General features: G+C 34.8%; 8 protein-coding genes. 4 read left to right on the top strand and 4 right to left on the bottom strand.

The features are described 5' to 3' along the window. Positions 1-181: 181 nt before the first annotated feature. From G6042_RS03035 to G6042_RS03020, 4 genes are all read left to right on the top strand, one after another. Positions 182-1,333 (top strand): FecR family protein, encoded by a 1,152-nt coding sequence (locus tag G6042_RS03035; RefSeq protein WP_169522822.1) that lies wholly within the window; start codon positions 182-184, stop codon positions 1,331-1,333. Positions 1,334-1,551: 218 nt separating this feature from the next. Next, entirely contained in the window at positions 1,552-4,776 is a 3,225-nt protein-coding gene (locus G6042_RS03030) for a TonB-dependent receptor (protein ID WP_235933182.1), read from the top strand. Between the two features lie 17 nt (positions 4,777-4,793). Further along, positions 4,794-6,167 carry a RagB/SusD family nutrient uptake outer membrane protein gene (locus tag G6042_RS03025; RefSeq protein ID WP_235933180.1) on the top strand — a complete coding sequence of 458 codons (1,374 nt, stop codon included), beginning with the start codon at positions 4,794-4,796 and terminating at the stop codon, positions 6,165-6,167. Next, complete coding sequence (locus G6042_RS03020) at positions 6,167-8,779, top strand: S9 family peptidase (protein WP_169522821.1); 2,613 nt, start codon at positions 6,167-6,169, stop codon at positions 8,777-8,779. The genes G6042_RS03025 and G6042_RS03020 overlap by 1 nt, the downstream gene beginning before the upstream one ends. 56 nt (positions 8,780-8,835) lie before the next feature. Here G6042_RS03020 and G6042_RS03015 read toward each other — a convergent pair whose 3' ends face one another. The 4 genes from G6042_RS03015 to G6042_RS03000 form a co-directional block, all read right to left on the bottom strand. Beyond that, positions 8,836-9,117 (bottom strand): DUF6520 family protein, encoded by a 282-nt coding sequence (locus G6042_RS03015; protein ID WP_169522819.1) that lies wholly within the window; start codon positions 9,115-9,117, stop codon positions 8,836-8,838. A 93-nt stretch (positions 9,118-9,210) separates the two neighbouring features. After that, positions 9,211-10,698, bottom strand: a complete 1,488-nt coding sequence (locus G6042_RS03010) for a MauE/DoxX family redox-associated membrane protein (RefSeq protein ID WP_169522818.1) — start codon at positions 10,696-10,698, stop codon at positions 9,211-9,213. Between the two features lie 92 nt (positions 10,699-10,790). Further along, on the bottom strand, positions 10,791-11,360 hold the full coding sequence (locus G6042_RS03005) for a helix-turn-helix domain-containing protein (protein WP_169522816.1): 570 nt from the start codon (positions 11,358-11,360) through the stop codon (positions 10,791-10,793). A gap of 186 nt (positions 11,361-11,546) precedes the next feature. Continuing rightward, the gene (locus tag G6042_RS03000) at positions 11,547-12,785 is read right to left on the bottom strand and encodes a site-specific integrase (protein WP_169522815.1); all 1,239 of its coding nucleotides are present in this window, start codon (positions 12,783-12,785) and stop codon (positions 11,547-11,549) included. Positions 12,786-13,052 lie beyond the last annotated feature (267 nt).

Here is a 13,052-nt window from a genome sequence, read left to right as displayed (position 1 = left end):
TATGACACTTGCATTTATCCTGATTAATAATTTGAGGATAAATCGCTATTAAACTGATTAACACATTAAAAATCACTTCTGAATTGTTATAATTAGACTTAATATTCATCAAAATTAAAAAAAGTTTAAGAAATTGTTAGGGTTTTGCTTTTCAGCTTCGTAATAACATAAAGAATGAAAAATGACACAGGGAAAATCAGAAAAGTTAATAGTAAAATTTATAACAAACCAAGCAAGTCAGGAAGAAATTGAACTTCTTACTCAATGGCTTGAAGACACCAATAATCAAAAAGTCTTTAAGGATTTTGTAAAAATCAATTATGCAGTTGATTGTATCAACAATGCTTTTGATACTGATATTGCTAAAAAAGAATTATTGCAAAAAATCAAACATGAAAAAAGGATTTTTTCTATACGAAAAGTGCAATCTTACTTTAAATATGCAGCCATACTAATTATGTTAATTGGAGTATCATATTTTTTCCAAAAAGAAAATTTATTCAATCAAAAAGACAATGTATTAATCCCCAAAGAAGAATTAATTACGTTGCAATTGGCTGACGGAAGTGTTCAAATAATTAATACCTCAAAGTCTAAAAACATTACTGATAAATTTGGGAAAGTAATAGGAAAACAAGACCGAAATAAAATTAGTTACTCTGATAAAGTAGGTTCTGATAATTTAGTTTATAACATTTTAAAAATTCCCTTTGGAAAACGTTTTGAAATTGAATTGTCAGACGGAACAATCATACATCTTAACTCTGGAACTTCATTAAAGTATCCCATACAATTTTCAAAAAATCATAATCGTCAAGTTTTTTTAATTGGTGAAGCCTTTTTTGAAGTAGCAAAAGATAAAGCGCATCCGTTTATTGTAAATGCTCAAAAATTGAATATTGAAGTTTTAGGAACTACATTTAATGTAAGTTCATACTCCGATGATAGTGTAACAGACGTAGTTCTTGTTGAAGGTAAAGTACAGCTTTATAAAGATAAAAAAACAGCAAATAATATAGTCCAATTAACACCCGGAATTAAAGGGTCAAATGTTGAGAAACAACAAAACATCACTACCGAAAAAGTAAATACAAGCAGTTATACAGCATGGGTGCAAGGCAACTTAGTATTCAAAAATACACGGTTTGACGCTATAGTAAAAAAACTAGAACGACATTATAATGTAACATTTATAAATAAAAATAAAACACTTGGAAAAGAAGTTTTCAACGCAAGTTTTAGAGATGAACCTATTGATGTTGTGCTTAAATATTTCAGTGATAGTTATGCGATTGACTATAAAATAAAAGATAATAAAATTATAATTCAATAAAAACTATAAAAAAACACCGCCTATGTAATAACAAAAGAAAACCATCATCAAAAAAGCAATTTATCCTTTATAAAAAAACCGGAAAATGCGTCAACATTTCCCGGCACATAAAAGTGATAAGTGTATTAAACTAACCACATTTAAAAACATTTAAAAGTATGAAAAAACTCTTGAACCCAACCAGGTTTGATAAACCTTTTTTTAAATTCGATTTAAAAATGAAACTAACATTATTATTTTTACTAACCTCTTTATTCGTAATGCATGCCAACGATGCTTATTCACAGAAAACAAAACTTTCTTTGAACGTGAATGACATGGAGATATCGGAAGTTATTGAGAAAATTGAAACCGCAACTGATTTTAGATTTGTTTACAACGTTAAATCTGTGGATTTAAACCGTATCATTAGTATTAAAGTAAAAAATGAGAAAATCGATTCGGTGTTAAAAGCTATTTTTAAAAATACAAATACTAGTTATAAAATAACAGGCACGCATATTATTTTAAAAGCTAAAAGTGAGCAAGCGTCCACTCAAGACATCCCTCTTCAAGAAAACAGATTAATTAATATTACTGGCAGAGTAACTGATACAAATGGGAATCCATTAATTGGTGCCACAGTAACAGATAAAGTAACTGGAATAGGAGTAATAACAGATGTAAACGGACAATATACAATTAATGCATCTCCTGCTGACATACTTATATTCTCATTTATAGGGTTTAAAACTGAAGAAATCACAGTTGGTTCACAATCAACAATAAACTTACAAATGAAAGAAGATACAGCTACACTTCAAGAAGTCACTATCAACGCTGGGTATTATACTGTAAAGGATAAAGAACGTACTGGAAGTATTTCTAAAATATCCAGTAAAGACATAGAAAAACAGCCTGTAACTAATGTGCTTGCGGCAATGCAAGGACGAATGGCTGGTGTGGATATTGTGCAGGATAGTGGAAGTCCGGGTGGTGCTTTTAGTATTAAGATTAGAGGCACGAATAGTTTGCGTGCAGATGGTAATCAACCGCTTTATATTATTGATGGTGTGCCGTATTCGTCGGAAACGATAGGTTCTATTGCTACTAGTGGAACGGCACCGAGTTTGACCAGTCCATTGAATTCTATTAATCCATCGGATATTGAGAGTATTGAAGTGCTTAAAGATGCTGATGCTACGGCGATTTATGGTAGTCGTGGTGCTAATGGTGTGGTGCTGATCACTACAAAAAAAGGAAAAGCAGGTAAAACCACTTTTACCGTAAATGGTTCTACGAGTGTTGGAAGTGTTACGCGAACTCCGAAATTGATGAACTCGCAACAGTATTTAGCAATGCGTCAACAGGCATTTGCGAATGATGGCATTAGTGTTTATCCCGATTTTGCTTATGATGTGAATGGCACTTGGGATGCTAACCGCTATACGGATTGGCAAAAGGAGTTTATTGGAGGTACTGCTGAGGTAAACAATTTGCAAGCTTCGGTTTCTGGCGGAAGTGCTAAAACACAGTATTTATTGAGTGGGAATTATAGAACGGAAACGACTGTTTTTCCTGGCGATTTTAAGTATAATAAAGGTGCTGCGCATTTTAACATGAATCATACTTCGGACGATGACAAATTTAAGTTGGTGTTTTCGGCAAATTATACTGCGCAAAAGAATAATCAACCTGCTACTGATTTGACTGCTGTTTCGAGAACATTGGCACCCAATGCACCTGCGCTTTATGATGCTGATGGGAACTTGAATTGGGAGAATAGCACTTGGGATAATCCGTTGGCAACCATGTTGTCGGAATTTGATTCGAATATAAAAGACTTGACTGCGAATACAGTTTTGTCTTATCAAATTTTAAAGAATTTACAAGCGAAATCGAGTTTTTGTTATTCGGATTTGAAGAATACGGAAAGCAGAACCCAGCCGCATACGATGTATAATCCGGCTTATGGATTAGGAAGTGAGTTTTCGGGATTGAGTGTTAGTCAGACTGATAGAAGTACTTGGATTGTTGAACCTCAATTGAATTGGAATACCACTCTTGGAAAAGGAAAAGTAGAAGCTTTGGTTGGAAGTACTTTTCAGCAACAGAAAACCAATCGATTGTTTATGAATGGATTTGGATTTTCGAGTAATAGTTTGATATATGATTTGGCTTCGGCATCGATTAAAACTATTGATTTGAGTGATGAAACGATTTATAAGTATCAAGCCTTTTTTGCCCGAATCAACTATAATTGGAATGAGCGTTATATACTAAATGTTACTGGTCGCCGTGATGGTTCGAGCCGCTTTGGACCCGGTAAGCAGTTTGCTACTTTTGGCGCTGTTGGTGCGGCTTGGATTTTCTCGAATGAGAATTTCTTGAAAGATAATTCGGTGTTGAGTTTTGGGAAATTGCGCACGAGTTATGGAACTACTGGTAATGATCAGATTGGCGATTATCAGTTTCTTGATACTTACGCATCGTCGGGTAATACGTATCAAGGATTGATTGGATTGCAACCGATACGTTTGTTTAACCCCGAGTTTGGATGGGAAACGAACAGGAAATTTGAAGTGGCTTTGGAAACTGGTTTTTTGAAAGACCGATTGTTTTTGACAACTGCGTATTATTTTAATCGTTCGTCTAATCAGCTGGTTGGTATTCCGTTACCCGGAACTACCGGATTTGGTTCGCTGAATGCCAATCTTGATGCTACGGTTGAAAATAGCGGTTTGGAGTTTACACTGCGAACTGTCAACTTTCAGCGCAAGGATTTTGAATGGACAACTAATTTTAATATTTCGGTTAGTAGAAACAAATTGGTTTCTTATCCCGGTTTGGAAAGCTCTACGAATGCTAACCGCTATATAGTTGGTCAACCGATAAATATCATCAAAGTTTATAATTACACAGGCATAAACCCAACTACTGGTGTTTATGAGTTTGAAGATGTGAATGGAGATGGTGTGATTACTTCGCTTGGCGACAGAGCAGAAATTGTTGATTTAAGTCCCGATTTCTTTGGTGGTTTGCAAAACAATTTTAAATATAAAAACCTGCAATTGGATTTTCTGTTTCAGTTTGTGAAGCAAGAAACGTTTGGAGTGACACCCGGTGTTCCCGGAACGGCGGTTAATCAGTTGGCAAGTGTTAGCAATTCGGATGGACAACAGCCGCTTACTAGTGGTGTTAATGGCGATATTATCAATGCGTATTATCGTTATGCATTGAGTACAGGTAACATAGAAGATGCTTCGTATGTTCGCTTGAAAAACATATCGTTGACGTATGATTTGCCTTTAAAAAAGAGCAAAGGTGTTCGATGTCAATTGTATTTACAAGGTCAGAACTTGTTGACTTTTACCAATTATTCTAACGGCGATCCCGAATTTAAGTTTAGTAATTATTTGCCACCGTTGAAAGTGTATTCGGCTGGTGTAAAACTGACTTTATAATCTTAATTTATATGACTATGAAAAATTTTAAAATAACATTATTGGGTTTAATGCTTCTATTGAATTTAGTAGGATGTGATAGTTTTGTGGATGTTGAAACACCCAATTCGCAACTGACTGGTGTAACCGTTTTTGAAGATAGAACTACAGCCAATGCGGCGATGATTGATATTTATTCAAAGCTACGCGATACAGGATTAATAGCAGGAAATGCTAATGGTTCTGGCGTAAGTTTGGGATTGTATGCTGATGAACTGACTTATTATGGTGCGACTGATGATAACACATCGTTTATTTTTAACAATACGATGCTTGCGACTACATCGATGGCATCGCAGATGTGGAATGAAAGTTATCAGCAGATTTATTGCGCTAATGCCGTTATTTATGGTTGCCAAAATTCGACTGGACTTTCGAGTGCGGATAAAAATCAGTTTATTGGAGAAGCCCTATTTGTTAGAGCTTTAGTGCATTCTTATTTAGTGAACTTGTATGGCGATGTGCCGTATATTACTACTACTGATTATGAGGTAAACCGCTTGGTTAGTAGAATGCCAACTACAGAAGTTTACAACAACATTATTGCCGATTTGCAACAAGCGATTGCTTTATTGCCCGAAGCTTATTTTGCATCTGACCGTGTTCGACCTAATCGTTCGACTGCATCGGCTTTATTGGCACGTGTGTATTTGTATAACGGCAATTGGGCAGAAGCTTCGAATGCTGCTTCGGCTGTTTTGAATACTGCTGAATATGTTTGGGAAACGGATATTGACAAGATATTCTTGAAGGATTGCACTGCTACGATTTGGCAATTTTCGCCAAAATTGGAAGGCAATAATACTGATGAAGGTTCTGTTTTTGTATTTCAAACAGGACCACCGCCGTTTGTTGGATTGCGTGCAGAATTGTATAATTCGTTTGCCAATGATGACCTTAGAAAAAGTCATTGGATTGCGACTGAAACGGATGGTTCTGACACTTGGTATCATGCCAATAAATACAAACAAAATACGAATACTGGAACTTCTGTGGAGTATTCGATAGTGTTCCGATTGGCGGAGCAATATTTAATTCGTGCAGAAGCCAGAGCACGACAAGGCGAATTGACTAATGCCAAACAAGATTTGGATATGGTTAGAAGTTTGGCAGGATTACCGAATACGACAGCTAACACAGAAGCTGAAATTATAGCTGCTGTACAAGAGGAAAGACGCTTCGAATTGTTTACAGAGCATGGACATCGCTTTTTTGATTTGAAGCGAACTGGAGCTTTGAATACCGCTTTGCCGATTGTAAAATTGGGTTGGAATAGTACCGATGTTCATTGGCCAATACCGGAAACGGAATTATTGGCTAATCCGAACTTAACTCAAAATCCCGGCTATTAATGAAGTTTACTTATTTACCAACGTTTTATGGTGTGATCGCCATACTATTAGTTGGGTTAGTTCCCTGTCCTGTAATGGGACAGGTGCTAACTAAGAAGCACGTAACCGAAGCCGATTATGGTTTGTGGCATACTATGGGAAGTGAGCAATTGTCTGATAAAGGCAATTGGGTTAGTTATCGGTTTTCGTATGAAAATGATATGGATACTACGTTTGTGGTACATACTAAAACTGATAGGAAGTTTGTGTTTCTCAATTTGCAACATGGTCAATTTATTGGGGAAACAAGCTTTGCTTTTATCAAAAAGGAAGGATTAGTATTGTTTGATTTGAAAAACGGAACAGAGAAATTATATGCGAATGTTAGTAGGTATGACTATTCGGCTGATGGACAGTATTTGGTTACTTTGGAAGATGCTCGTGCACTAGTTATAAGAAAGAATGAAACAGTTACTGAGCGAATTGAAAATGTAACGGCTTATGAATGGAATTTGGACAAAACAAAGTTGGTCTATGCAACTTCTGAAAATGGTAAAGGTTCGATAGGTTCTTTGAGTTTAAAAAATACCTTTAGTAATCAGGTAATTTTGAAACCAAACGCGCAAACTTTTGAAGTTTTGAAGTGGCAACAAAATGGTAATTCTATTGCTTTTTATGGAGTTGATAAAGGTAATGAGGTTGTGTGTTATTATGATTTTGTGGCCGCCAAATTATATACGGTGAAATCTTCGGATGCTATTTTTCCGTCTCAAATGAAAATTTCTCCCGATCAAAATATTGCACTGAAGGTTTCTCGTGATGGCAAAAAGGTATTTTTTGGAATAACGAATGTTGTGGCAAGAGACACTACTGGATATTCTAGCGGTGTTGAGGTTTGGCATGCCAAAGACCAGTTGCTTTATCGTGAACGAAAATTGAGAGCAAGTGTACCTTATTCGCAATTTTTAGCCGTTTGGTTTCCAAAAGAAAGACTTGTGAAAGCAATAAGTTCAGAGCAACAAAATTGGTTTGCTTTGAATGGTACTCAAGATTATGCACTTGTGGCGGATAAATATCAGTATAAACCAAAATATAAATTATATGCTGATATGGATTATTACTTGATGAATATTAGAACCGGAGTAAAAGAATTGGTAATTAAAGAACAGAGTGGATATGATAGTCAGATTGATTTTTCACCAGATCGAAAGTATATAAGCTATTACAAAAATAGTAATTGGTGGGTTTATGATATTGTGAAAAAATCACATTCCAACCTTACTCAAGGATTGAATGTTAGTTGGGATAACTGGGTTGATGATCCAGGAGCAGAATTGCGTGTTTGGGGTCAAACGGATTGGACAAAAGATGGCAAATTTGTATTGTGTTATGATTACCATGATATATGGGCGATTTCACTAGATGGAAAACAACGTAAACGACTGACTAATGGTAAAGAAAAGAACTTGCGATTTCGATTTGATACCTCTGCTGTATCAAATAGTCAAGAGTTTAATTATTCGGAAACAGGAACTTTTATATATGATTTATCGAAAGAAGTTGTTTTAACTTCTTATAATTTGCAAAGTGGTGCGCATGGATTTTTTAATTTAAAACCTAATCAAGAAGCAAAGTCACTTATTGTTGATGATGCTATGGTTACAAAATTTAAAAAATCAAAAAAAGGCACTGCTTTTATTAGTGTGAAGCAACGATTTGATTTACCACCAACATTAGTATTTGACAATAATGGTTTGCAAAAAGTAATTGTACATAGTAATGAGCATCAAAAGAACTATCATTGGGGAAAAACGGAAATGATACATTATACTGATAGTAAAGGCACGCCTTTGAATGGTATTTTATATTATCCTGCGAATTATGATGCTAGCAAAAAATATCCGATGGTTGTGTTTATTTATGAAACTTTTTCAAAATATAGACATGATTATATTACACCAAGTTTGCATAATGGGTTTGGGTTTAATATTGTCAATCTGACTGCTGATGGTTACGCTGTTCTGTTACCCGATATTTCATTTGAAAAAGGAAACTCGTGTATTTCGGCAGTTGACTGTGTAACAGCAGCAACTAAAAAGGTAATTGAAATGGGAGTTGCTGATGCTAAAAGAATTGGTCTAACTGGACAATCCTTTGGCGGATATGAAACCAATTTTATTATTACTCAAACGGATCTGTTTGCTACAGCTATAAGTGGTTCGGCTGTATCTGATAATTTACAGCATTATTTCACCATTAATACCAATGACCATGAAATTGATGGTTGGCGTTATGAAAATCAACAGTATCGTATGGGATTTTCATTTTATGATAATCAAGAAGCTTATCATAGAAATTCACCTTTGCTTAATGCTAGTACAATAACTACTCCGCTATTGACTTGGGCTGGTAAAATAGATGAAACAGTACAACCACGACAAGCTGAAACTTTTTACGCAGCTTTACGACGATTAAAGAAAGAACATGTTATGTTGGTTTATGATAATGAAGGACATATTTTTCGAGATCCAAAAAACCAAGAAGATTTGTTGAGAAAGATGAATGATTGGTTTGGACATTATTTGAAAGGTGAGCCAAAGCGAGCGTGGATGAAATCGGACATAGAGCAATGATACTAAAAGTATGCAGTTTTCTACAGTTGAAAACTGCATACTTAAATTTTACTTACTTAAAGAACTTTAAATAAGTTTACGCTACAAGCGTTTGCAGCATTTTTGTGCCAAACACGTCTTGCTGGTGTTTCACTAGACATACAGTTTTGACCTGTATTGTTTGTTGTACAATCTACTGAAACTTGAAGACAACTTGCAGCAGTTGGATTTTGGATGTAACCAATAATCGCAACTGTTTTTTTAGCATCTTTTACTTTAGCATCGTTTGTGCTAACTGCTCCGGCACTTGCCAATGTGAATGCCAAAACTGGCAAGATCACTTTTAAAATAGTTTTCATGGTAATAGAAATTTAATTATTTTTTTTGACTTACTCTTTTTTACAGGTTTTCAGTCTCGTTCCTGCTACTGATCAGAATAGATTTTTATGTTGTCATTTGTTGTTAAAATGTTTTTTACTTAATTGGTATTTATGTAATCGATGTCCGATTATTGCGTAGAGATAGTTGTCTATTACAAACATTTCTTTCAATTTGGTTTTGTTTATGTCGTAGATGTAAATACTTGACAAGTAGGTGTTTTTCTTGATGTTGTACACATCAACAATCGAAGCTTGTTTCCACATTTCTTTGGGTTCGTAACGTCCGATTAATTTTGAGTTTACAAATAGTAAATTATTAGAAACTGCCGTTAATTGATTTACCGTTGTTGGAAGTGAAGCAATTTTTCGTTGTCCAGTTTCTTTGATGTGAGCTATTTTGAGTTTGGCTTTGGTAGTGGTGTCGATGGTATTTCCGCGATGAACTAGGTTAAGGTTGGTATCAGCAATTATGAATTGATTTCGGTAGTAATAGTTGTAGATGAATTTTTGAGATTGTTTGTCAAAATGCATCATACCATCAGTATCAAAAAAGCCATCTATTTGTTTTTGTAGAAGTTGAGGTGCATATTGGACTTGTAAACTGTCTTTGAAAGTAAAAGTCCCTAAAATGTTATAAAGCGTTTTGAGTTGCTGTGCTCGAAATACGATTTTATCTGGAGCAATGATTTCAGCTTTTGAAAAATAGTAGTTGTTGTCATACATTACAAGTTTTGCTTTCCAATCGGATATTTTGCCTTTGTAGATTACTGGTACTGTGCCATCCATAAGATAAAAATAGGGTGGTGCAATTCGGACTTGTACTGAAACGAAAGGAAAGTTTTCGCGCTCCAATTGTATTTTATATTGATGTTTGGTTTTTAAAATGGTATCGAAAGCTAGTATGTGTAATGGTGCTTGGCTGTCTCCGAAATACATGGTTTTACCATCGGTTCCTGCAAAGTATTTGAAATTATTGGTTAGTTCGGCTTCGGCTGTTTGGGTTGCAGCACCTTGGATAAATCTTCGGATGAATGGGTTTTCGCGGTGCATGGTGTGTTCTGAATAGAAATATAAAATTACAATCACAGCTGAACCGATAATTGCGATAATTGCCAGTTTTAGAACTGTTTTGGATTTATTTGTTGCTGTAAGTACTGAGGCTATTGCCGCTAGAATTGTAAAAGACATATTGAAAATCAGGTGTTCTTTCCAACCCATTTCTTCCAGTATTCCACCACAGGAACAAGGCACAAATGAGGAATAATTAAGGATAACTATTATGTAAGCTGTGAACATTAGCATTAATCCAAATGAAGCTAACAAAGCAAAATATCTTGATTTTGGTATTGCAAGTAGTATAGCGATTAGCAATTCAACTATTAATACAGAATAAGAAACAAATCCAGTGTATGCACTTAGCAATGGCGATTGTCCCAATTGGGCTTGGAAGTTTTGGAATTCTAATAATTTGCTTAGAGCAGAGTATACAAAAAGTATAATCAATAGGAAGCTTATTATTTCTACAAGAATTGTTTTAAGATTGGTGACCTTTATTTTCATGGTTTAATAGAATTGGTAGTGTAAAATTCTATTAATGAAACCATTATCTTATTTCATTTCGGGAATATCGGTTTGCAAAATAGGGAATGACTTTATTGATTGTCGTTTTCTTTTTCTCTTTTTACTTCACTTGGTGGAAAATTGTAGCGTTTTTTAAATGCTTTGTAGAAGTTGGGATAATCATTGAAGCCACACATCAACGCAATCTCTTTTAATGGAATTGCTGTTTTTTGGATAAGGAATTGTGCTTTTTTAAGTCGTTCATCATTGTAGAATTGATAGATACTTGTTTTTACATTATTCCGGAAGCTGTCTTTTAAAGTGAACTCATTGGTGCCAAACATCTTCGAAAGTTCTTTAGTGGTTGGCAAAGGTTCTTCTAAATGATTTAGTATGTAGTCGAGGACTTTCTGTATTAGTTCTGAATCGGATTGTTTGGTAGTATTTTGATTTGTACTGTAATCATAAGGTTGATTTTTAAATTCGTATTTCGAAATTACTTCTTGCATTTTCTCTGCTACTTCATTCAGCATCATTGCCAATTGGTCCAACTCATCGCCACTGCCATTTAGCTCTACCCGAAACGCTAGATTTCCGGTTGCCATTTCTAAAAGCATTTTGTATAAGCTTTTAATTCGCTGTTGGTTTTGTTGGTTATCCATGAAGGTATATGTGTGAATGATTGCCAGAAAGGAAGGTGGGGAATGTTGACAAAACTATAGCATCGAAGTTTATAAATCAAGAAGTATAGTGTTCCATTCGGGAATTAAACACCATGTTTTGGATGTTTTTTTAATGAAAAAAGCATTGCTGGTAGTGCAATGCTTTTAAAATTTAAGAATATTGTTTTATGAACTTTTTGCAATTAGTTGAGGTGCTAATTTTTGCTTGAGAATAGCCATATCATCACTCACTTTTCTATCCACTACTTTTGCGTAGTGTTGCGTGGTTCTGATGTTAGTGTGACCAAGCATTTTGCTAACGCTTTCAATGGGAACGCCATTTGTAAGTGTTATAGAGGTCGCAAATGAATGTCGAGCAAGATGGAAAGTTAATTCTGTTTTAATGCCGCAAACATCGCCAATTTCTTTTAGATAGCTGTTCATTTTTTGATTGCTTAGAACAGGAAGGATTGTTTCTTCATTTATGCACTTTGGATGCGATGCATACTTTGCCATGATTTGTTCTGGAATAGGAAGTAAAGGAATTTTTGAACTGGTATCGGTTTTTTGTCTGTTCTTGAAAATCCATTTGTTGCCATCAATACCAATTCCAATATGATCGGAAGTTAATTGTTTTACATCGATGTAAGCAAGACCTGTAAAACAACAGAAAATGAAAATATCTCTAACTTGTATCAATCGCTCACAATGAAACTTCTTATTGTAAATTGTTTCGATCTCGCTCTCAGTCAAAAAATCTCTTTCAACTTCCTTTATTTTTCCTTTATACTTCACAAATGGACTTTCAACAATCCATCTGTTATCCAAGCAGATTTGAATTATCTTTTTGAAATTCTTGATGTATTTTACCGTTGTATTGTTACTGCATTTTCGCACAGTTCTCAAATAAAAATCGTAATCGGTTACAAAAGCTAAATCAATATCTTTGATATTAATATCTGAAATATTGAACTTCCATTTCATGAACTCTTTAGTATGGCTCAGTGAAGTTTTATATCGCTCCAATGTTCCTGGAGAATACTCTTCAGTTTTTACTAAAGCTTCAATTTGATCATTGTGATTTTGAAAGATGGGTACTAGTGTTCGCTGTTTTTCAGTTTTGCCAGTCAATACATTATTAAAGACCTCGGCAGTTATGTCTTTATCAACTGCGATTAGTTTCTTTTCAATACTAGAATTTTTTGCAATTAGTGAATCAAGATGGCTATTTATTGTTCTAGCTTCTTCCGAAGTGCCTTTCATTCTGCCTGCTTCTGTAGACCATTTAGTGGGATCAATGTACTTTCCGGTACTCTTGTCGAGGCGTTTCCCGTTGATTGTGGTTCTGTGATAAATTGGAACTAGTCCGTGTACATTGGCTTTTGCTCTTTTTAGATAAAAAAGATTTGTGATTGTTGCTTCCATTTTGGTGACCTTTTAATTAGTAATAATTTAGTTAAAAAGTCAAATCGGTACAAGATGTTCATTTTCTGAACTGGCTGTAAATAGTGAGGTTGGCGAACAGATAGGGGCACAATTTTCACTGATTGCCTTGTGCCCCGAATTGTGCCCCTTTAGTATTGCGAATTAATGAATGTTTTGATATGGGATTAAAACAAAAAACCCCGAAAATCATAAGATTTAAGGGGTTTTGAAGTACTTTAAAAAGTATTTTGCGGAGAAAGAGGGATT

Origin of the sequence: Flavobacterium solisilvae, assembly GCF_012911605.1 — a bacterium.
Classification (GTDB): domain Bacteria; phylum Bacteroidota; class Bacteroidia; order Flavobacteriales; family Flavobacteriaceae; genus Flavobacterium; species Flavobacterium solisilvae.
Note: the sequence above shows the minus strand (reverse complement) of the source record. Positions and strands in the feature narration are given on the sequence as shown.